Below are 20,149 nucleotides of genomic sequence, written 5' to 3'. Positions count from 1 at the left end.
AAAAATGGGGGTCGGACCAACCAATCGATGTGTTTTCTGTCCCGGTCGGCGCAGTCCGCCGCCACGAACGTGGCAAACTTGTCACTTGATTCGGCGAGTTCCATCGCGATCGCCTAGACTAATCCATGCCCTCTCCACTCTCGGTCATGTCAGCAGGGTTGTGGGCTGGCCGCTGTGCCGTTGATAGCTGTCGCACGCGCACCCTTCTCACCATCTGGGAGTGGAACACGCGACACCAGTCCGGGCGTTCGAGCTCGTGTGACCACTTCCAAGCGTGCCCGCGTTCGTGCCCCCGAGCTGGTCGGACGCGGTTGGCTCAACACCGGCGGCAGGTCCTACGAGCTGGGCGACTTCCGAGGGCGCGTCGTGCTCCTGGATTTCTGGACCTTCTGCTGCATCAACTGCCTGCACGTGTTGGACGAGCTGCGGCCGCTGGAGGCCGAGTTCGCCGATGTCCTGGTGACCATCGGCGTGCACTCGCCGAAGTTCGCGCACGAGGCCGACCCGGGCGCCCTCGCCGCGGCGGTGGAGCGCTACGAGGTCCACCACCCGGTGCTGGACGATCCCGAGCTGACGACCTGGCAGTCCTACGCGGTCAAGGCGTGGCCAACGCTGGTCGTGGTCGACCCGGAGGGCTACGTGGTGCACGTCGCCGCGGGCGAGGGACACGGCGAGACCCTCCGCCGCGTGATCACCGAGCTGGTCGCCGAACACGAGGAGAAGGGCACGCTGCACCGGGGCGACGGCCCCTACGTTCCGCCGCCCGCCCGCGAAACCGCGCTGCTCTTCCCCGCGAAGATCCTCGCCCTGCAGAACTCCCTGCTGGTTTCCGATGCGGCGCACCACTCGCTGGTGGAACTCGCCACGGACGGCGAAACCGTCCTCCGCCGCATCGGATCCGGCCGTCGTGGCCGGGCCGACGGCGTGCCAACCGATGCGGAGTTCTCCGAGCCCGCCGGCATGACGTTGCTTCCACCCGACATCGCGGCGTGTGTTGGCTACGACGTCGTGGTGGCCGATACCGTCAACCACCTCCTGCGTGGCGTCCGGCTCGCCGATGGCCAGGTCACCACGGTGGCGGGTACCGGCGAGCAGTGGCGAGACGGTGCTGACAGCGGCCCGGCCCGCGACACCGACCTGACCAGCCCGTGGGACGTCGTGTGGTGGGAGCCGGCCGGTGGGGTGGTCATCGCCATGGCGGGCAACCACACGCTCGGCCACTTCGACCCGGTGCGGTCGACGGTCCACCGGTTCGCCGGCACCACCGTCGAGGGCCTGCGCGATGGTGCCGCCGAGGACGCTTTCTTCGCCCAGACCTCGGGACTGGCCGCCACGGATGACCGGCTCTGGCTCGCCGACTCGGAAACCTCGGCGCTGCGTTGGGTCGAAAGGACCGACGACGGCTTCGCGGTCCGGACGGCCGTTGGCACCGGCCTGTTCGATTTCGGCCACCGCGACGGCCCAGCCGACCAGGCCCTGTTGCAACACCCGCTGGGTGTCGCCGCGCTCCCCGATGGCAGCGTCGCGATCTGCGACACCTACAACAACGCCATCCGCCGCTGTGACCCCGCGAACAACGAGGTGTCCACGCTGGCGACCGACGTCGCCGAACCCACCGGCGCCGCACTGGTGGACGGCGAGCTGGTTGTCGTGGCCTCGGCCGCGCACCGGCTGGAACGCCCCGTGCCACCAGGGGTGTCCGCCCAGCTCGTGGCGGGTGCCGCACAGCAGGTGCGGCGGCCGCCGAGCACGGTGGCGACAGGTGAGTTGGAGCTGGTGGTGGTGTTCACCCCACCATCCGGCCAGAAGCTGGACGACCGCTATGGCCCGTCCACCCGGCTCGAGGTCACCTGCTCCCCGCCCGATCTGCTCGTCGAGGGCACGGGGGACGGGACGGAGCTCACCCGGCGGCTTGTGGTGTCCGACACCGTCGACAGTGGCGTACTCCACGTCGTTGCCCAGGCGGCGAGCTGTGACGACGATCCCGTCGTGGAGCACCCCGTGTGCCGGCTCACCCGGCAGGACTGGGGTGTTCCGGTGCGCGTGGCCCCCGCGGGCCCGCGCCGGCTCGCCCTGGTCATGGGCGGCCTGGACGACACCGCTCGGTGACGGGCGAAGCGAGCATCGCGTCGGCAAGGCGCGCAGCGAAGCCCGGAGCCGAGCAATCCAGCACAGTTCGGTGACGGGCGAAGCGAGCATCGCGCCGACAAGGCGCGCAGCGAAGCCCGGAGCCGAGCAAACAAACCCAGCGTGAGTGCCGCGAGCCCACACATACCCGAGTGGGGCATCGAAGGTGGGAAGTAGACTCCCGGAGTGCCTGATGCCAAGCTCGAGATCCAGATGCTGCACGACCGGGTCATGGTTCGGGTCTCGCAGGAGGCGGGCGAGCGCCGGAGCAGCGGGGGCATCGTCATTCCGGCCACCGCCCAGGTCGCCAAACGGCTGGCCTGGGGCGAGGTCTGTGGCGTTGGCAACCACGTCCGCACCGTGAAGGTCGGGGACAGGGTGCTGTTCAACCCGGAGGATCAGTACGAGGTCGAGGTCCAGGGGCAGCCGTACCTGGTGCTGCGGGAGCGCGACCTGCACGCGGTCGCCAGTGAGCGCACCGAGCACGGCACGGGCCTGTACCTGTGAGGCCGTGACCTGCCCGTGACGGACAGCCGGTAAGCAGGCACGTATTCACCCCGTTGGCTTACTTGAGAAGGGGGAACGGTGCCGGAGGAGCAGCGGAGGGAGACCGAAGCGGAGCGCACCGTGGTGTTGCCGGTCCACAGCGGCGAGCAGCCCGGGACGAGCATCCCGCCAGCCGGCACAGACCAGCCGGCCGAGCCGGACAAGTCCGCACGTTCTGCGCAACGACCGGACCCGGACTCCACGGCCGACCAACCCACGGAACGCACGTTGGTCGTGCCGGTGACGAGCCAGCCGGTGTCCTCCGCCGAGACCACCGCGGAGGTCAGACGCGAGGCCGACGAGGAGTCCACCGCGCGGCAGAGCCCGGTCGTCGCCTGGCCTCCGGATCTTCCCACCGAGGTGGCCGAGCCGGCCCTCTCGGAGAGCGAGCGCACCGTCGTGATTCCGTCGGTGGGCGCCGCCGCCCCACCGGCCGCCCCGGCCGCGCCGACCTCTCCGGCGCCCGCCACCCCGATGCCGCCTCCCGGCGTTCCCACGGTGCCGGTCGGGTCCGGATCCGACGCGCCGACGATGGTTTCGAGCACCGCCCCCACCGCGCTCCTCACGCGACCGGCTCCCATGCCACAACAGGACGAACCCGGCATGCCGGGCGAGCCGGGCCCGGATGAGGCGCGTCGGCGCCAACTGAAGAAGGCGGGTGTCGTCGCCGGGGCGGTCGCCGGTGCGCTCGGCCTGATCTACGGTCTCGACCTCGCGCTCAGTCAGGGCACCGTGCCCCGCGGGATCGCCGTAGCCGGTGTCGACGTCGGCGGCATGGACCGGTCGGCCGCCGAGCAGAAGCTGCGGGACGAGATCGGCCCGCGGCTGGACCAGCCGGTCGAGCTGCAGGCTGGCGACGTGCCGACCACCCTCGACCCCAAGGCGGCCGGCCTGCGGATGGACTGGCAGCGGACCCTCGACGAGGCCGGTGAGCAGCCGCTCAACCCCGTCACCCGGCTCACCTCGTTCTTCACCACCCGCGAGATCGGCGTGGTGAGCGACGCCGACCGCGAGCAGGTCGCCAGGACGCTCGATGAGCTGCGCAAGCAGACCGACCGGGAGCCGGTCGAGGGCACGATCCGTTTCGAGGGCGCCACTCCCGTACCGGTGGATCCCAAGCCCGGCCAGAAACTCAACGTTCCCGAGGCCATCGACACGCTGTTGACCGAGTGGGCCTCCGGCAAGGCCGTGCACCTCCCGATCAGCACCGTCGACGTGAGGACCACCAAGGAAGACGTGCAACGGGCGCTCGACGAGGTGGCCAAGCCCGCCGTGTCCGGCCCGGTGACCATCAAGGGCGACGGCAAGGACGGTGTCCTCGAGCCGAAGGACATCGCGGCCGCGCTGTCGTTCGTGCCGGCCAAGAACGGTGGCCTCGAACCGAAGCTGGACACCAAGAAGCTGGCAGAGGTGCTCAAGCCGCAGCTCGCCTCCACGGAGGAGAAGGGCGAGGACGCCCGGATCGTCATCGAGGGCGACAAACCGGTGGTCAAGCCCTCCAAGGATGGCCGCGGCATCGACTACGACAAGACGTTCGAGCCGCTACCGGACGTCCTCAAGCGCACCGACAACCGCGAGCTGAAGGCGGAGTACGCCGACCAGCCAGCCAAGCTCACCACCGAGCAGGCCCAGAAGCTCGGCGTCAAGGAGGTCGTCGCCGAGTTCACCACCGGTGGTTTCGCCCCCGACTCCGGGCACAACATCAGGCTTGCGGCGGAGTCGCTGAACGGCGCGATCATCAAGCCTGGCGAGACGTTCAGCATGAACAAGCACACCGGCCCGCGCACCGTGGCGCAGGGCTACATCCCGGCCGGGATCATCAACAACGGCAAGCCGGACACGGCCGTTGGTGGCGGTGTCTCGCAGATGGCGACGACGCTGTACAACGCCTCGTACTTCGCGGGGATGACGGACATGGGCCACACCCCGCACAGCTACTGGATCAGCCGCTACCCGAAGGGTCGCGAGGCCACGATCTTCCAGAACCCGGACGGCAGTAGCGTCATCGACCTGCGGTTCCGCAACGACTCCAAGACGGGGTTGATGATCCAGACCATCTGGACGCCGTCGTCGATCACGGTGCGGATGTGGGGAACCAAGACCTACGAGGTGACCTCCGACATCAGCGACGAGTACAACCACACACCGCCGCCGGAGAAGAAGGTCAAGGGCGACAAGTGCCACGCCAGCAACGGCAGCCGGGGCTTCACCGTGACCGACACCCGGACCATCAAGGACCTCGACGGCCGGGTGATCAAGAGGGAGAAGAAGACCGTGCGGTACGACGGTAGCCCGAAGATCATCTGCGAGGGCTGACCGGCACGAGGATGTTGGAACAGGCCCGCCGCCACCACGCGGCGGGCCCGTTTCTTCTTGTGGGTAGGAAGGTTGCGGCAGGGACAGCGGCGAAGCTGCAGCGGCACCGCGGAATTGGGGGCCGCTCGTGGACGGTTGGCGCGATCTTGCTCCGCGAGAGGAGTAAGAGACGCATGGGCGCCGGTTGAGGTTCCTCGGATCCAGCGTGTTACGGACCGACACCTGGATGGCTCTCGAGTGGCGCGGCCCGGTTCCCGGACTGGCACCTGCTTGCTGCGAAGAGGCGGCTCGCCGTGAGTCGGGGAGCCCGCCTTCTCTCGGTGGGGCGCCGGCTCGCCGAACCGGTATGGCTGGCGCAACCGCGAGCCGGATACCGATCCCTACGGGGTTGAAGCGGCTCCGTCCAGGCCCCGAACAGACGGGAAGGCGGGATGGTCGGCGATTGGGGCCGGGACCATCCCGCCTTCGTTGCTCGAGGAGTCAGGTCAGAACGCGGCCTCGTCGACGTCCATCAGGCTGTTGTCCGCGGCCTCGACGATCTTGCGGCGGGCGGACAGCTCCGGCAGTACCGACTTGGCGAAGAACGACGCCACCGCGACCTTGCCCTCGTAGAACGGCTTGTCCTTGGCGGAAGCGCCGTTGTCCAGCGCCGCCAGCGCGATGTCGGCCTGCTTCAGCAGCTGCCACCCGACGAGCAGGTCGCCGGCGCTCATCAGCAGGCGCACCGAGTGCTGCCCCACCTTGTAGAGGTTGCGCACGTCCTCCTGCGCGGAGGTGAGGAAGCCGATCAGCGCGCCGAGCATGCCCTGCACGTCCTCCAGGGCCTGCCTGAGCAGACCCCGCTCCTCCTTCAGCCGGCCGTTGCCGCCCTCGGCCTCGAGGAACTTCTGGATCTCGCCGGCGATGTAGGCCAGCGCCTGGCCCTTGTCCCGCACGATCTTGCGGAAGAAGAAGTCCAGCGACTGGATCGCCGTCGTGCCCTCGTACAGGGTGTCGATCTTGGAGTCGCGGATGTACTGCTCGATCGGGTAGTCCTGCAGGAAGCCGGAGCCGCCCAGGGTCTGCAGCGACTGCGCCAGCAGCTCGTAGCCGCGCTCGGAGCCCACGCCCTTGACGATCGGCAGCAGCAGGTCGTTGACCCGCTCGGCCAGCTCGGTGTTCTCCCCGGCCGCGATCCGGTCCTGGAAGCTCGCGGTGTAGAGGTACACCGCCCGCAGGCCCTCGGCGTAGGCCTTCTGCAGCATCAGGCTGCGCCGCACGTCCGGGTGATTGATGATCGAGACCCGGGGCGCGGTCTTGTCCGTCATCCTGGTCAGGTCGGCACTCTGCACGCGCTCCTTGGCGAACTCCAGCGCCGTCAGGTAGCCGGTGGACAGCGTGGCGATCGCCTTGGTGCCCACCATCATGCGCGCGTACTCGATGACCTGGAACATCTGCGCGATGCCGTCGTGTACCTCGCCCAGCAGCCAGCCCTTGGCCGGCACGCCGTGCTGCCCGAAGGTCAGCTCGCAGGTGGTGGAGACCTTCAGGCCCATCTTGTGCTCGACGTTGGTGACGAAGGCGCCGTTGCGTTCGCCCGGCTCACCGGTTTCGGGGTCGAACAGGAACTTGGGCACCAGGAACAGGCTCAGGCCCTTGGTGCCCGGCTTGGGCTCGATGCCCGGCCCCTCCGGCCGCGCCAGCACCAGGTGCATGATGTTCTCGGTCATGTCCTGGTCGGCGGAGGTGATGAACCGCTTCACGCCCTCCAGGTGCCAGGAGCCGTCCTCCTGCTTGACGGCCTTGGTTCGGCCGGCACCCACGTCCGAGCCGGCGTCCGGCTCGGTGAGCACCATGGTGGCGCCCCAGCCGCGCTCGATCATGAGCTTCGCCCACTGCTTCTGCTCCTCGGTGCCGTTGCGGTACACCACCGTGGCGAAGCTCGGCCCGGCCATGTACATGAACAGCGCGGGGTTGGCGCCGAGGATCATCTCGTAGGCGGCCCACCGCACGGTGGACGGCATCCCGAAGCCGCCCAGTTCGGGCGGCAGGTCGAGGCGGTACCACTCGCCCTCCCAGGCCGCCCGGTAGGACTTCTTGAACGACTCGGGCAGCGTGGCGCTGTGGGTCTCGGGGTCGAACACCGGCGGGTTGCGGTCGGCGTCGGCGAAGGACTCCGCCAGCGGTCCGACGGCCAGGTTGTTCAGCTCGGTGAGCACGCCCCGGGCAGTCTCCTCGTCCGACTGCTCGAACGGCCCGGCGCCCAGCCGCTCCTGGACCTTGAGCACCTCGAAGAGGTTGAACTCCAGGTCACGCAGGTTGCTCTTGTAGTGGCCCATCTCGTCAGCTCCCGTGTACGTGCGGGTCGCCCGGCGGGGCACGCCCCCTTACTGACCGGTAACAACAAGAATATTACCCGCCAGTAACCGACGGCAAGTGGGTGACCTGAGACTCATGGCACTACGCCGGGCGGAGCGCTACTCGCGTCCCGACCGGCGGAACTTCGTCCCACGGGTGGCCGGCGCCACATGCTCATCGACACCGGCGGTCTGCTGGCAGCCGGCGATCAACTCCGCTGGCCGGTCGTTGGCAGGGACCGGCTCGGCCACCTCCCCGGCCGCCCGCTCCGGCCGCCGGCACCCTCCCGCCGGCTGCTGCGGCAACTCTGGGCGCGGTGACTGGTCGATCGGCTTCGGCGCGGTGCGGCTGCCTCCCCCGACGTCATCGATCCTGCCCGACTCTCAGCAGGCCCCACATGGTCCACAGTGGATAGATCAGGAGGCGCGCGGTGGCGGAGTTCGATCAGCCGATGTGATGTCGGATCCACACCTTCGGCTCGACGTACACGGCATAGTCGTGCTCGACCGAGACCCGCACCGGCGTCAGCGCCTGGGGCACCTCGACCTCGCCGCTGCGGTCGAACGGGAGGCCGGTCCACTGCCGCCACTGTTCGAGGCTGCCGGCGATCACCCTCGACGCCGGGCAAACGTGCAGGACCTCCGCGCCCAGCCGGACGTGCACGCGGAGCCAGGGATCGTGCGGAAGCCCGTCCGGGCGCCACCGTTGCACGTACTCGGTCAACGAGGTGTGGGGCTCCAGGTGCTTGCCGCTCGGGCGCAACGGAACGAACAGGTCGCGCAGCCCGAGCCGGGCCGCGTTGTCGCGCAGTCCCACGGCGATCCGGCTGGACAGGCCCTGGCGCTGCCGGTCCGGGGCGACCACGATCTCCAGCGCGGACGCGGCCGTCGGCGCCCGGCCCGCCTGCGCGTCCCGCACCGACTGGCCAACGATCGCGTCCGAGCCCTGTGGCGGAAGGCTCACCACGTTGCCGTCCCAGGCGAACGGGACGCTGTGCCCGCGCCCGACGACCTCGTGCCCCTCCACCAGCAACACCTGGTACTCGGGGAAGCGGGCGAAAACCACGTCCAGCAGCGCGGCGGCGGGGTCGTGCACCAGGAAGGCCGGCCACGCGGCATCGAGATCCCAGGCGGCCTGGCGCAGGTCCGGTCGGTCGGCAAGTGTCACGACATCCATCGCGCCAGTCTTCGACGAGCCGGGACCGAGCGCCACCCGTTCCGCTCGGGCGGCGGGGCGTGCCGCGGCGGATGGCCGAACCCACGGCACCTCCCACCTCCGGTGCGGTGTTCCCGCGCGTCCGCTGAACCTTCGAGGTGATTCCCTGCACACCTCGCCCCGACGGATGGCCGGACGCGCTCGCCGGCTCAGGCGGCCGCGCGGCTGAGGGTGACCAGTCGCAGCCCCATGGCCACCAGCACGAGGCCACTGAGCTGGTCCAGCAGGGCACGCACCCGGGGCTGGTCCAACACCCGGCGAACCGCGGCCACCGCCAGCACGACGACGGCGTACCAGGAGGCGCTGATCAGCATCTGCACCCCGGCAAGGACGGCCGTGCCGGTCAGCACGTCACCGCTGGCCGGAATGAACTGCGGCAGCAACGCGAGGTAAAGGGCGGCTGCCTTGGGGTTGGACACGTTGGCGAGGAAGCCCGCACGGTAGGCGGAAAAGAGCCCGCGGGCGGGCGCACCCGTCCCGGGTTCGGCGGCCGGGGCGCGCCGGGAGCGCCGTAGCGACTGGATACCCAGCCAGCACAGGTATGCCGCACCCACCACCTTGAGGACCACGAACGCCACCTCGGAGGTGCGGATGAGGGCGGTGAGACCGAGAACCGAGGCACCAGCCCAGAACACCAGGCCCGTCGTGTTGCCGGCGATGGTCGCCAGCCCGGCACTCCGTCCCACGCGCAGCGCCTGGTCGAGGATCACGGCGAGGGAGGGGCCGGGGGCGAGGACGACGGCGAGGCAGGTCAACACGAACGGTACGGTCACCAGATCCACCCGACCAGTCTTCACGGGGTGACCGCCGTTTAGGGCGAGAGGGTGACGTTGTGCGAACCGCCACCGAAGGCCGTTCGCCGATGTTTATGGTGAGCGCGTGATCAAGTCACTCGCGAGAGCGCGTCGGGCGACCGCCGACGACCTCCCGGCGATCGTTGGCACCCTGACGAAGGCGTACGCGGGCTACCCGTGGATGTCGTGGACGATCGCGGCCGACGACCATCACCGCCGGCTCCGCGCCTTCCAGCTGCTGTTCACCGAGCAGATCGCCTTCCGGTTCGGGGAGGTCTGGATCGCGCACGGCGGCTCGGCGGTGGCGGTGTGGACGCCGCCCGACGCCGAGGTGCCGGACCACGTGATGGCCGAGTACCAGGCCAGGGCGGAGGAGATCCAGGGCGAGCGGGCCGCCGTGGCTGCCGCATCCCAGATCCTGTGCCGGCCGCACCGGCCGCAGGAGCCGCACTGGTTCCTCGGCCCCGTGGCGGTCCAGCCGAAACTACAGGGACGCGGGCTCGGCCGCGCCGTGCTCAAGCCGGGGCTCGCCGCGGCCGACGAACAGTGGCGCCCCTGCTATCTGGAGACCTCCTCGGAACGCAACCTCCGCCTCTACCGTCACCTCAACTTCCAGGTGACCAAAGAGCTGACCATGCCCGGCGGCGGACCCCGGGTGTGGTGCATGCGACGCGACCCCCAGCCGACCAAGATCTCGCCGGAGCCCGACGAGTCAACGGTCGGTTAGCGTTGTGGGACAGGAGGATCGAGGTGTGGCCGGGCTGATCGGCAGCTGATCCTCGTTGTCCGCCAAGGAAATGCGTGATCTCAGGTTCGTGGGGCGTACATGATGACCGCGACACCGATGAGGCATAGCCCCGCGCCGACGAGATCCCAGCGGTCGGGCCGGAAGCCGTCCGCCACCACGCCCCAGAGCAGCGAGCCGGCCACGAACACGCCACCGTACGCGGCAAGCACGCGACCGAAGTGCGGATCCGTCTGGAAGGTGGCGACGAACCCGTAGCCCCCGAGGGCGAGCACGCCGAGGCCGGCCCACAGCAGTCCGCGGTGCTCCCGGACACCCTGCCAGACCAGCCAGGCGCCGCCGATCTCCAGCAGGGCGGCCAATGCGAAGAGCAGTATGGAACGGAGGACGGTCACCGCCCCAGGCTAGGCAGCCCGCGGGCGGTTCCACCGACGCGGGGCAGGCCGGAACGGTGCAGGCCAGGCTGGCCCGGGCCGTCGACCGGGGGCGGACGCTCGATCAGTGCGCCAACACCACGGCCACCGCGAGGTCGGGACACCTGCGGGAGCCCGTGGACGCGGCTGTTTTCCAGCGATCGGAAAAAGATAGGTGTGTCGAGCCGGGGGCTAAGCCTCGGTCACCGTGATGCGATCGCCGGCTCGGACCGACGCCATCACCCGTGGGTCATGGTCGAGCTTCCCCATCAGGTTGGCGGCCGAGGCCAGGCGGCATCCGGTGTCCCGCGAGATCGGGGTCGGGCCGAAGGGCACCGCCAGGCAGCTCCCGGCCAGCCAGAAGCCGACCGTGCCGGCGTCGACGATGTCGTGCGCGTCCGAGCTCGGGGTCGGCGTCGAAGGGCAGCTCGAAGTACACCTCCTCGCCCCAGGTCCCGGCCCTGGCGCGCACCGGGAGGGCGGCCAGCAACGCCCTGCTGGTCGGCGTGTCACGCAGCGTCGCGGTGGCCGTTCCCGCCGGCCAGGACAACCTGATTCGCACAGCGGCAGCTCCCTGCCGTCGCGGGGGACGACAGCCGCCGTTACACAGAAATGGAATACAGATTTCTCTATACAGAAGTTCGGAGCGGTGCGGACGCCAGGTTCTGCCACTCGTACATGTGGTGGTCGCGACCCAGCACCACCAGCGACGCGGCCGTGACCGGCACCTCGACCTGCGGTGCGTCCACACCGGAGAGCATGGCCCGCGCGAAGACCGCGTTGGCCGGCGCGTTGGCGTAGGCCACGCTCACCTGCGGCACGGGCTCGGTCGCCGCGGGCACCCGGTCCGCGCCCAGGACCTCGGCGACGGCCTCCCGGATCGCCGTGCGCACCGGTTCCAGCGCCCCGAGCGGCCGGGCCGGCAGGACCAACGCCTCGCTGGTCAGCCGCAGCTCGTGGAAGGTGAGCGTCAGCGGCCCCACCTCCGCGAGCCTGGGCGTGACCGCGTCTGCCACGCGCGTCGCCTGGTCCGGGGTCACCTCGTCGGTGAAGCCGACGTCCTGGAGCGGCAGGTGCAGCCACTCCAGCGGCACCAGGTCGAAGCCCTCCAACGCGAACATCGCTCCCTGGTAGCGGCTCACCAGCCGATGCAGCTCGGGCCGCCGGGCGAAGGTGAGGAGCCAGGTATAACAACGCCGCCCGTACCGCCAGCCCGGTCGCCACCACCAGTGGCTGCGCAGGGTGTCGACGGGGCCGCCCGGATCGCTGCTCATTCTTCGATCGTGCCCCCGCGGCCGGGCAGCGTCACCCCTGCTGTGGTCAGCCCTACTCTCCACTCGACCGGGCGAGGGAACAGTGCCAGCTGATCGGGGGGCCACATTGATCACGAATGACGTAGCTGACCGCGGTCGGCATGCCCGATTGCTCCCAGCCTGGGTGCCCTATGTGGCCGCTCTCGACATGCTTGTGTACGCGGCGGCGAAAGCTCATTTCGCCGCGGAAGGCCGCATCGGGGTCCCTGGTGGCCCTCCGGTCGCTCCGGAGGCGTACGAACAGTACAAGCCACGTGTGGTTACGGTCAGGCTGGTCTGGCGTCTGTGGGCGTCCTGGCGGCGATCCTGGCGTTGGCGACTATCCGTCCCTGGGGACGATGCGTACCGCGCTGGGTGATGATCCCGGCGCTGGCCGTGCAACTCACGCTGAGCGCGGCGGGAGCCTCCGTGGTCGCATCCGCGCTCGCGACGAACCCCTTCGAATGGTCGCGGGTGGTGTTCCTCGCGCACGCCACCGTTGGACTCGCTGCGTGGCTCTGGCTCTCCTGGGCGTACGCAAAGCGGAACATTGCCTTCGCTCCGCCGCTTCCCCGGCAGTGGCCAGGCTATGCCGCATGCGCGCTGACTGTCGCATATGGACCCTTGAAACTGTACTGGGCGTTGGGCGGTACCTCGCTGCTCCGTGAGGCACCACTGCCGCGGGAGACCATCGATCGCCTGCTCGCCCGGGAGCCGTGGCTCGTCGGATGGGCGCTGTGGGCCACGGTGTTCCTTGCCGTGTTTGGTGCTGTCCTCGCTTTGGCGATGGCGCGTCCCTGGGGCCAGCGTGCTCCCCGGTGGCTTCTGGTCGTGCCAGCAGCGCTCGTGTCGGTAGCGATGACCACTCGAGCGCTGCTGGCGACGACGATGGACGTACACGTCTCCCTTGGCGAGCCCGCAGAAGACATTGCCCACACCGCACGGTGGGACTTCGTCTTCTAATCACCCTACTTTCTGGTGTGGGGTGTCATGTGGGGGTTCGCCGTATGGAGGCTGTTGCGAAGCGACTATCAGAAGTCGAAGATGGCTTCCTTCTCGCTGATCAGCTGACACGGATTGCCGAAGGTCTTCGGTCCGTATTGCACCCGCCCGTTCTTCAAGGCAACGACGGTGACCGGTTCGTACTGCATCGTGCAGAACTTGCCCTCGGACTCGTCCACGGTGGCGATGGTGCCGTGCTGCCTGATGAGCCGGCACGCCTCGTACGGCTTGGGGTGGCTTCCTCCCGGCGGGTCACAGGTCAGGGTGGCGCGGCGCGCCACCGCGGGGTCGATCTTCTCCCCCGGCGAGACGATGAGCTTGTAGACCGCGTGCGACCCGCCACCCCCGCCGCCGTCCTCGGCCGCGTGGGCGGCACCGGCGGTGAGGGGAAGAAGGGAGAAGGCACCCAGGACGAGGGCAAGCCGTTGAAGTTTTCTCACGTCCGCCCAGTCCACCCGGTGGCCGTCCCCACTGCAAGGGTTGTCACCGCTTCGTCGGACGCCCAATCGTGTTGCCCATGGCGCACGGCGTAGCTCTCCTCCGCAATCAGCCCAAACCCGTGTGAAAACGCAACATCCGGCTCTTGCTCTTGCCCAGGCATGGCCCGACCTCGCGCTGGGCAAGGGGCTGCTGTCGCGCTGGAGCGGCAGCACGCGGACGACCTACCAGGAGTCCAGGTCACCCCCGAGGAACAGCCCGAGCTGTGGTCGCTGGTTCGCTGTCTCGCCGACGAGGTCGGCACTCGCCCACCGGACGAGATCCGGCTCACCGGTGATGTGAATGCGGGCGTCAGCGAGGAGACCCGACTCCTCGGGCTCCGGGTGAGCCGTCGCCGGATGTTCAGCGGCACTCCGCTGCTCGCCGGCCTGACCGAGGCACAGCTCATATCGGTACGCGCACACGAGCTGGGGCACTACGCCAACCGCGACACGCGGCTTGCCGCGGCCTATTGCGGTCGCCGGGTGATGGCACGCACGGTCGCCCAGCTCGCCACGGGCCGCTGGTTCGAGCTGGCGTTGGCAAAGCTGTTCACTTACTACGCGAACCTGTACCTCGCGGTTTCCAGCGCCGTCTGCCGGAAGCAGGAGTTGGCGGCGGACGCCGTGTCCGTCCAGGTGGTAGGGCAGGACGTTGCGGCATCGGCACTCCGGGAAGTCCACGTGGTCGATGCCGCCTGGGATCTCTTCATGGCACGGTACGCCACTGTCGCCTGGGACGCCGGCTACCTGCCGGGCCGGATCGTCGACGGCTTCTCGGCGTTGCTGACCGACCCCAAACCTGGGGAGCAGTTGGACAGGATCCGGCAGGACCCCGCCCGTAGGCGAGACATTCCCCTACGACTCACACCCGCCCTTCACCACGCGCCTGGTCGCGATCGAGGCACTTCCCGCGGCACCGGGCTACGCCGGGGATGTTCGCTCCGCCAGGGCGCTCGTCCGTGACTCGACTCAGGTCCTGGACACGGCACTGCTCTCCTGCCTGGCAGCCGAAGCCAAGAGCAAGCAGCGAGTCGACTGGGAAACCCTGGTGAACCACGGTATGCGGCACGACACCACCGAGGCGGTTACACGGCTTCTTTGGACGGCAGCCCGGATCGTCGGCGTTCGCCGTCGCTCGGCGCCGTTCTCGACGCACTGGACGCGGGCCGAATTGCCGAGCTTTCGTCGTCGAAGGGAGGACCGGCCGAGGGTGCCGGTCCCCGCGCGCGACGCGAGTTCGCCCGCCCCACCGTCCGCAAGGAACTCAGTGCCCTTGTGGCGCTGGCGCTGGTTGACGTCGGCGTGGCCAGCTGGGACCTGCCTGGTCGGGCCCGGTCCAGCTGATCGCCGACGACGAGTACGCCGAGGGCTTGGACCGGCTCCTCGACGCCGCCGTCGCCGACGACGGGCACACGACCGGTCCTGCGCGCGAGACTCGCCGCGGCGGGCGTCAGCCTCGACTACAGCCCGGTGCCCGCGGTCGTGCCGCCGATGGCACCCGCCCGCTGAGCCCGCCGTCTCCCATTCGACGAACCGGCGTCGAGAGGTCTGGTCTGGGCGACTCATGGTGATCCACTCGGTTGATTCGCCATGCCGAGTGCGGTGGAAAAGTCTGCGCCTGCCGAGTGGCGTCATCTGGCGGAGTGCCTACGGTGAACCCGTGGGTGAGCTGGTGACATGGGCATACGAGCTGGCGCGGGAGAAGCTGGCCGTGGCCCTGCCTCGCCGTTGGCAGCACGTGCAGGGCGTGGCGATGGAGGCGGTTCGTATTTCGGACGTCTTCGAGCCACACGGCGAGCTCTTGATCGCCGCAGCCGTGCTCCATGACATCGGCTACGCACCAGATCTGGCGACAACGGGATTCCACTCGCTCGACGGCGCGCGCTACCTCACGGCGAGCGGTGCGCCAGAGCGGCTCGTGAACCTGGTAGCCAACCACTCGTGCGCGAGGCTTGAAGCACAGTTGCGGGGCCTCGCGGCGGAGCTGGCGGCATACCCGGACGAATGCACTCCGGTTCGGGACGCGCTGTGGTACTGCGACATGACCATGACACCCGACGGCGAACCGTGTTCCTTCGACACACGAGCTGAGGAGATCCATACACGCTACGGGCCGGAACACGTGGTGAGCCAGTTCATGGCGCAAGCTCGGGACGAGATCCGCGCTGCGGTGCAGCGCACGAAAGAAACCCTCGTCCCCACGGGCCTCGACACCTGGGACCACTAGTACGGAAAGTACGGTTCGGCCCCGTTATCGAAGCCGTGCTCGATCCAGAGCCGGATCAACGGGAAACTTAAACCCCAGACGGGATGGAGCAAGAAGGCGCGGGTGCCCTGCCGAGGTCCAGCAAGGTGGGCGTGCCAGGCCCCCAGCACAGGCCAACAGAGATGGCACAGAAGTCAAGGTCGGGTGCCAAGGCCAGGCATCGGGTGAGCTCCGGACAGGCCGTCGAAAAACAGGCTCCAAGCCCCAGCCGGCCAGCCGGGCGGGCGAAAAAGACCGGGGTGACACAGAATGTGGGGATCCGGTGCCAAGCCAACTGCCGGAGGGAGTCCGGGGGCCTACCCCGGGTGGGGTGTGGGGGCGACGCCCCCACAAAACAATGCGGAGCGCCACGACTCGCGCCCTCCGCGAGCACACGTCACCCCAAGCGGAGCGGGCGACGGGAATCGAACCCGCGTCTACAGCTTGGGAAGCTGTCGTTCTACCATTGAACTACGCCCGCCAGAGGCATGGTGGAGCATACACGGTCCTGGGGGCGGGTTGTCCAACCCGGGGGGCGGTTACGCTGGACACGTGCTGCTGAGCGACCGTGACCTGCGCAAGGAGGTCGAGGCGGGGCGTCTCGTGATCGACCCGTTCGAGTTGGAGATGCTCCAGCCCTCGAGTATCGACGTGCGCCTGGACCGCTTCTTCCGGGTTTTCGACAACACCAAGTACACCCACATCGACCCCTCGCTGCAGCAGGACGAGCTCACGTCGCTGGTCGAGAAGAAGGGCGAAGAGCCGTTCGTGCTGCATCCCGGCGAGTTCGTGCTGGGTTCGACCTACGAGCTGGTGACGTTGCCGGACGACCTGGCCGGCCGGCTGGAGGGCAAGTCGTCGCTGGGCCGGCTCGGCCTGCTGACGCACTCCACGGCTGGTTTCATCGACCCCGGCTTCTCCGGCCACATCACGCTGGAGCTGTCGAACGTGTCGAACCTGCCGATCACGCTGTGGCCGGGCATGAAGATCGGCCAGCTGTGCCTGTTCCGGTTGAGCAGCCCGGCCGAGCATCCGTACGGCTCGTCCCGCGCGGGCTCCCGTTACCAGCACCAGCGCGGCCCGACCCCGTCCCGCGCCTATCTCAACTTCCACCGCACGGACACCCGGCGCTGACGCCCGGCCTCACTCGTGCCCACGCCGGAAGACGTCCCCGTAGCGGGCCAGGACACGCGCCCGTAGCTCCTGGTCGGTCCGGGGCACGGGCTCGAGGAAGATCTCGTCCAGCTCGGCGAACTCCTCGGTGAGGTCGCTGGCCAACCGCACGCAGGTGCGCTCCAGCTCGGCCACCCCAAGCGCGTCGTCGAAGTCCACCCGCGCGCACAGCAGGACGTGGTCGGTGCCGGTCACCATCGTCAGCAGGTCGACGACGGCGGTGACCTCGGGCTGCTCCCGTAGCCACCGGTACACCGCCCGCACCAGGTTCGGGTCTGCCTGCTGTCCGATGAGCAGTCGCTTGTTCGTCCGCCCCAGCGAGTAGGCCACGACGGCTAGCAGCACCGCGATCGCGATGGACGCCAGCCCGTCCCACACCGCCGAGCCGGTGAGGTGGTGCAGGCCGACGCCGGCGAACGCCAGCAGCAGCCCGATCAACGCGGCGCTGTCCTCCAGCAGCACGGTCCGGACCGTCGGGTCGTCCGAGTACCGCAGGTACTCCCGCGGCCGGCGACCCTCCGCCGCGGCCTCGGTCCGCACCTGCCGGATCGCACGTCGCCACGACACGATCTCCATCGCGAACGCCAGCGCGAGCACGACGTAGCCGACGGTGGGCCGCAGCTGCTCCGTTCGCTCGCCGGTCAGGGCCTCGATGCCCTGCAGGAAGGCGAACACCGCGCCGGAGGCGAAGATCGAGACCGCGGCCATGAGCGACCAGAAGTACCGCTCCTTGCCGTACCCGAAGGGGTGGCGCACGTCGGCCGGCCGCGCGGATCGCCGCAGCGCGGTGAGCAGCAGGACCTCGGTGAACGTGTCGGCGACAGAGTGTGCCGCCTCGGCGAGCAGTGCCGCGGATCCGGTGATCGCACCCGCGACCGCCTTCATCGCGGCGATGCCCAGGTTCACCAGCAACGCGAGCACCACGGTGAACGTGCTTCCGCCACCGTGTCCCTCCTGGTCGGCCGCCACGTCGAGCACGGTATGGGCGCCCGGGGCCAACCGCAGGGCGGCCGTGCACCGTGCCGGGGCCCGGTCAGAGCTCGATGTGGACGAGCTTCACCTCGACCGGGTGGTGCCAACGCAGCACGACCCATTCCGGCCGCGCGGTGATCGAGGCGAACCACTCGTCCATGTCGAGTTGCTCCACGCGGCTGTGGAACCACCAGCTCTCGTGCTCGTCGACCTCGGCCAGCTCGGGCGTGGTGAAGAACCGCATGGTGCAGCGCAGCTCCACGTAGCGGGAGGTCGTGCCGTTGCTGGCGCGGACCCCGAACCGGCGGCCGAGCACCAGGCTGACCGCGGGGCGCCCGCGCAGCTCGTCCGGGCCGAACCGGTACCGGAGGCCGTCGCTGGTGGGCTTGGCCGGCGACTCGAAGTGGATCTCGGCGAAGGTGCGGAAGATCCGCAGCGCGCCGTCCGGGCGCAGCTGCTCCACGACCAGGCCACGCGCCGCCAGGAGGTGGTGGAACGTCGTCTCGGCGATGTGGAAGGGCGGGTCGTCCGGCACATGACCATCGTGCCTGCTACCCCTGCCCGGCACTGGGCAACAGCCCGTGGACACCGATCCGGAACTGGTGGCGATCTGCCGGAAACTTGTGGGACGATCGTTCCAGTAGTGAAGGGGGTGGCGATGTACCTGCTCCTGGCCCTGGCCATCGTGTCCGAGGTGACGGCCACGGTAGCGCGCAAGCTTTCCGAGGGTTTCACGAGGTGGCTACCCTCGATCTTCGTCGTGGTCGGCTACGCCGCCGCCTTCGAGTTCCTGGCCAGCGTCCTCAAGGCCGGCATGCCGATCGGCGTCGCGTACGCCGTCTGGGCGGCCGTCGGCGTGGCCCTGGTGGCCCTCATCGGTGCCCTGTTCCTGGGTGAGAGCATGACCTGGCTGCAGGTCGGCGGCCTGCTACTGGTCATCGCCGGGGTGGTCGCGCTGGAACTCGGGAGTGCGCACTGAGCCGCGAGGAGAGCCCACGGGTGGACGGTCGCCGCGCGAAGGGGGAGCGTCGCCGCCGGGAGATCATCGACGCCACGTTGCGCGTGATCGAACGGGACGGCGTGGCCGGCGTGACCCATCGCGTGGTCGCCCGCGAGGCCGGCGTGCCCACCACCGCCACCACCTACTACTTCTCCAGCCTCGACGACCTGCTCGTCGCCGCGCTGACCACCGCGGCCGAGGACTACGTCAGCCAGGTGCTCGGCCTCGCCGGCGAGGCCCTGTCCACCAGGGACAGCGCCGCCGCACTGGCCGACCTGCTGGCCGAAAGCGCCGGCCCACGCCGTGGTCGCACCATCGCCGAATACGAGCTGCACCTCCTCGCCGCGCGCCGACCCGCACTGCGGCCGGCGGCACGCCGCTGGATCGAGGTCATGCGGGAGCTGTGCCGCGAGCTCTTCGACGACGAGGCCGCCTTCCGTGCGCTCATCGCGGCGGTCGACGGCCTGATGGTGGAGGCGTTGGTCGCGGACGAGCCGCCCGGGGTCGAGGACTTCCGGCCCGTACTGGAGTACCTGATCGGGCCGCGGACCCGGCTTCCCGGCCCGAACCCGTCGGGTAGCCCGACTGTGGAGTGAACCTCGCCGCCGACCCTTGGGCCAGCCATGATCATCTGGGCCGGAACGGGAAAGGAGGCGGTTGGTGCGACGCGTCGCGTTGCTCCTCGGAGGGCTTGTGCTGGCTTCGTTCGCGCTCGGTGGTTGCGATGTTGTCGAGTACCGGAAGCTCGCGGACGACTCGACAGTGCTGGAGTGGGTCACCAAGGTCCGGATCGAGGGAGGTGCGGGCGGCATCGACCTTCGTGTGGGGGAGCGGACTTCCGTACATCGAACTGTGTCCTATATAGACATTCGACCACCTGTGCTGCACCGGGTGGAGAACGAAACCTTGGTCCTACCAACGACTTGCGGTCCGCACTGCAGTGTCCGCTACACCGTCACCGTGCCGGCAGGCACGTCAGTGGGCGGTTATCTCGGCGCCGGTGATCTCACCCTTGCCGGTGCCGCAGCGGTCGATGTCGAGGTCGGTGCGGGAGATGTCGTCATCCGGGACGTTACCGGCCCGGTGAACGTGGAGCTGCGCTCCGGAAACGTCACTGTTGAGCGTGCCGGCGGAAACGTGGGAGTTCGCGCGAGTTCAGGCCACGTCGAGCTGGTCGACGTCACCGGACAGAGCAACGTCGAACTCCACTCCGGTGACGTGTCGGGCCGTGGTCTTCGTGGCGTGACAAGGGTGCGGGGCAGCTCGGGGGACATCACCCTGCACCTGGCCGAGCCGCGGTCTGTCCGGGCCGAGACGATGAGCGGGGACGTGCGCCTCACCGTGCCGCGCGGCCCGTACCGGGTGGTCACCAAGACCTTCGGTGGCAGCGAAACCATGGGACTGCAGGCGGATCCGAGAGCGGAGAACACCCTCGAGGTCCGCACCGCCAGCGGAAACATCGTGATCAACACGGCGTGAGGGAGCAGACCGAG

At 69.2% G+C, this 20,149-nt stretch carries 22 protein-coding genes, 1 tRNA gene and 1 pseudogene; 13 read left to right on the top strand and 11 right to left on the bottom strand.

The window, feature by feature from the left end; all coding sequences use genetic code 11:
- Positions 1–258: 258 nt before the first annotated feature.
- The 3 genes from IEY55_RS08975 to IEY55_RS08965 all read left to right on the top strand — a co-directional run bounded on the left by IEY55_RS08975 (position 259) and on the right by IEY55_RS08965 (position 4,989).
- Complete coding sequence (locus IEY55_RS08975) at positions 259–2,109, top strand: NHL domain-containing thioredoxin family protein (protein ID WP_189055930.1); 1,851 nt, start codon at positions 259–261, stop codon at positions 2,107–2,109.
- 204 nt (positions 2,110–2,313) lie between these two features.
- Positions 2,314–2,634 carry a GroES family chaperonin gene (locus IEY55_RS08970; RefSeq protein ID WP_189055928.1) on the top strand — a complete coding sequence of 107 codons (321 nt, stop codon included), beginning with the start codon at positions 2,314–2,316 and terminating at the stop codon, positions 2,632–2,634.
- 78 nt (positions 2,635–2,712) lie between these two features.
- Positions 2,713–4,989, top strand: coding sequence for a VanW family protein (locus IEY55_RS08965; RefSeq protein ID WP_189055926.1), 2,277 nt, complete (start codon positions 2,713–2,715; stop codon positions 4,987–4,989).
- A 485-nt stretch (positions 4,990–5,474) separates the two neighbouring features.
- Here the strand turns inward: IEY55_RS08965 and IEY55_RS08960 are convergent, their stop codons facing one another.
- Positions 5,475–7,307 carry an acyl-CoA dehydrogenase gene (locus IEY55_RS08960; RefSeq protein WP_189055924.1) on the bottom strand — a complete coding sequence of 611 codons (1,833 nt, stop codon included), beginning with the start codon at positions 7,305–7,307 and terminating at the stop codon, positions 5,475–5,477.
- A gap of 189 nt (positions 7,308–7,496) precedes the next feature.
- On the opposite strand from IEY55_RS08960, the gene IEY55_RS08955 reads away from it, so the two are divergent.
- Positions 7,497–7,646 (top strand): hypothetical protein, encoded by a 150-nt coding sequence (locus IEY55_RS08955; protein ID WP_189055922.1) that lies wholly within the window; start codon positions 7,497–7,499, stop codon positions 7,644–7,646.
- Between the two features lie 124 nt (positions 7,647–7,770).
- On the opposite strand, the gene IEY55_RS08950 is transcribed toward IEY55_RS08955, so the two are convergent.
- Together IEY55_RS08950 and IEY55_RS08945 are read right to left on the bottom strand one after the other, a co-directional pair.
- Entirely contained in the window at positions 7,771–8,502 is a 732-nt protein-coding gene (locus tag IEY55_RS08950; protein ID WP_189055920.1) for an N-acetyltransferase, read from the bottom strand.
- 188 nt (positions 8,503–8,690) lie between these two features.
- On the bottom strand, positions 8,691–9,314 hold the full coding sequence (locus tag IEY55_RS08945) for a LysE family translocator (protein WP_189055918.1): 624 nt from the start codon (positions 9,312–9,314) through the stop codon (positions 8,691–8,693).
- Between the two features lie 106 nt (positions 9,315–9,420).
- On the opposite strand from IEY55_RS08945, the gene IEY55_RS08940 reads away from it, so the two are divergent.
- The gene (locus IEY55_RS08940) at positions 9,421–10,062 is read left to right on the top strand and encodes a GNAT family N-acetyltransferase (protein ID WP_229686203.1); all 642 of its coding nucleotides are present in this window, start codon (positions 9,421–9,423) and stop codon (positions 10,060–10,062) included.
- Positions 10,063–10,142: 80 nt separating this feature from the next.
- Here IEY55_RS08940 and IEY55_RS08935 read toward each other — a convergent pair whose 3' ends face one another.
- The 4 genes and pseudogenes from IEY55_RS08935 to IEY55_RS08925 all read right to left on the bottom strand — a co-directional run bounded on the left by IEY55_RS08935 (position 10,143) and on the right by IEY55_RS08925 (position 11,767).
- Positions 10,143–10,475 carry a YnfA family protein gene (locus tag IEY55_RS08935; protein WP_189055916.1) on the bottom strand — a complete coding sequence of 111 codons (333 nt, stop codon included), beginning with the start codon at positions 10,473–10,475 and terminating at the stop codon, positions 10,143–10,145.
- 210 nt (positions 10,476–10,685) lie between these two features.
- Entirely contained in the window at positions 10,686–10,850 is a 165-nt protein-coding gene (locus IEY55_RS32955; protein ID WP_373289987.1) for a cyclophilin-like family protein, read from the bottom strand.
- Between the two features lie 64 nt (positions 10,851–10,914).
- Positions 10,915–11,055: pseudogene (locus IEY55_RS32950) on the bottom strand (cyclophilin-like family protein); the annotation flags it as partial.
- A gap of 67 nt (positions 11,056–11,122) precedes the next feature.
- On the bottom strand, positions 11,123–11,767 hold the full coding sequence (locus IEY55_RS08925; RefSeq protein ID WP_189055914.1) for a 2'-5' RNA ligase family protein: 645 nt from the start codon (positions 11,765–11,767) through the stop codon (positions 11,123–11,125).
- Between the two features lie 642 nt (positions 11,768–12,409).
- On the opposite strand from IEY55_RS08925, the gene IEY55_RS31960 reads away from it, so the two are divergent.
- Positions 12,410–12,748, top strand: coding sequence for a DUF3995 domain-containing protein (locus IEY55_RS31960; protein ID WP_229686201.1), 339 nt, complete (start codon positions 12,410–12,412; stop codon positions 12,746–12,748).
- Positions 12,749–12,816: 68 nt separating this feature from the next.
- Here the strand turns inward: IEY55_RS31960 and IEY55_RS08915 are convergent, their stop codons facing one another.
- On the bottom strand, positions 12,817–13,227 hold the full coding sequence (locus IEY55_RS08915) for an SSI family serine proteinase inhibitor (RefSeq protein WP_189055910.1): 411 nt from the start codon (positions 13,225–13,227) through the stop codon (positions 12,817–12,819).
- A gap of 159 nt (positions 13,228–13,386) precedes the next feature.
- Between IEY55_RS08915 and IEY55_RS08910 the strand changes: the two genes are divergently transcribed.
- The 3 genes from IEY55_RS08910 (at position 13,387) to IEY55_RS08900 (ending at position 15,493) form a co-directional block, all read left to right on the top strand.
- Positions 13,387–14,229 carry a M48 family metallopeptidase gene (locus tag IEY55_RS08910; protein ID WP_189055908.1) on the top strand — a complete coding sequence of 281 codons (843 nt, stop codon included), beginning with the start codon at positions 13,387–13,389 and terminating at the stop codon, positions 14,227–14,229.
- A gap of 135 nt (positions 14,230–14,364) precedes the next feature.
- A complete protein-coding gene (locus IEY55_RS08905) occupies positions 14,365–14,610 on the top strand; it encodes a hypothetical protein (RefSeq protein ID WP_189055906.1) in 246 nt (81 codons plus the stop codon).
- 316 nt (positions 14,611–14,926) lie between these two features.
- Positions 14,927–15,493, top strand: a complete 567-nt coding sequence (locus tag IEY55_RS08900; RefSeq protein ID WP_229686200.1) for an HDIG domain-containing metalloprotein — start codon at positions 14,927–14,929, stop codon at positions 15,491–15,493.
- 428 nt (positions 15,494–15,921) lie between these two features.
- Here the strand turns inward: IEY55_RS08900 and IEY55_RS08895 are convergent.
- Positions 15,922–15,992: transfer RNA gene (locus IEY55_RS08895), tRNA-Gly, on the bottom strand.
- Between the two features lie 71 nt (positions 15,993–16,063).
- On the opposite strand from IEY55_RS08895, the gene dcd reads away from it, so the two are divergent.
- Complete coding sequence (dcd, locus tag IEY55_RS08890; RefSeq protein WP_189055902.1) at positions 16,064–16,645, top strand: dCTP deaminase; 582 nt, start codon at positions 16,064–16,066, stop codon at positions 16,643–16,645.
- 9 nt (positions 16,646–16,654) lie between these two features.
- Here dcd and IEY55_RS08885 read toward each other — a convergent pair whose 3' ends face one another.
- Positions 16,655–17,653, bottom strand: coding sequence for a cation diffusion facilitator family transporter (locus IEY55_RS08885; RefSeq protein WP_189055900.1), 999 nt, complete (start codon positions 17,651–17,653; stop codon positions 16,655–16,657).
- A gap of 64 nt (positions 17,654–17,717) precedes the next feature.
- Positions 17,718–18,191, bottom strand: a complete 474-nt coding sequence (locus IEY55_RS08880) for a hypothetical protein (RefSeq protein ID WP_189055898.1) — start codon at positions 18,189–18,191, stop codon at positions 17,718–17,720.
- Positions 18,192–18,308: 117 nt separating this feature from the next.
- On the opposite strand from IEY55_RS08880, the gene IEY55_RS08875 reads away from it, so the two are divergent.
- The 3 genes from IEY55_RS08875 to IEY55_RS08865 all read left to right on the top strand — a co-directional run bounded on the left by IEY55_RS08875 (position 18,309) and on the right by IEY55_RS08865 (position 20,135).
- Positions 18,309–18,635 (top strand): DMT family transporter, encoded by a 327-nt coding sequence (locus IEY55_RS08875; protein WP_308424740.1) that lies wholly within the window; start codon positions 18,309–18,311, stop codon positions 18,633–18,635.
- A 20-nt stretch (positions 18,636–18,655) separates the two neighbouring features.
- Positions 18,656–19,252, top strand: coding sequence for a TetR/AcrR family transcriptional regulator (locus IEY55_RS08870; protein WP_229686199.1), 597 nt, complete (start codon positions 18,656–18,658; stop codon positions 19,250–19,252).
- 64 nt (positions 19,253–19,316) lie between these two features.
- The gene (locus IEY55_RS08865) at positions 19,317–20,135 is read left to right on the top strand and encodes a DUF4097 family beta strand repeat-containing protein (RefSeq protein WP_189055894.1); all 819 of its coding nucleotides are present in this window, start codon (positions 19,317–19,319) and stop codon (positions 20,133–20,135) included.
- Positions 20,136–20,149 lie beyond the last annotated feature (14 nt).

This window comes from Longimycelium tulufanense, assembly GCF_014645795.1.
Lineage (GTDB): Bacteria > Actinomycetota > Actinomycetes > Mycobacteriales > Pseudonocardiaceae > Longimycelium > Longimycelium tulufanense.
This window is presented reverse-complemented; position numbering and strand designations above follow the sequence as displayed.

Bases quoted from the DNA above. Each gene is read 5' to 3' on its own strand.
- IEY55_RS08960 (WP_189055924.1), bottom strand. From the start codon at position 7,307: ATGGGCCACTACAAGAGCAACCTGCGTGACCTGGAGTTCAACCTCTTC.
- IEY55_RS08955 (WP_189055922.1), top strand. From the start codon at position 7,497: ATGCTCATCGACACCGGCGGTCTGCTGGCAGCCGGCGATCAACTCCGC.
- IEY55_RS08950 (WP_189055920.1), bottom strand. From the start codon at position 8,502: ATGGATGTCGTGACACTTGCCGACCGACCGGACCTGCGCCAGGCCGCC.
- IEY55_RS08925 (WP_189055914.1), bottom strand. From the start codon at position 11,767: ATGAGCAGCGATCCGGGCGGCCCCGTCGACACCCTGCGCAGCCACTGG.
- IEY55_RS08910 (WP_189055908.1), top strand. From the start codon at position 13,387: ATGGCCCGACCTCGCGCTGGGCAAGGGGCTGCTGTCGCGCTGGAGCGG.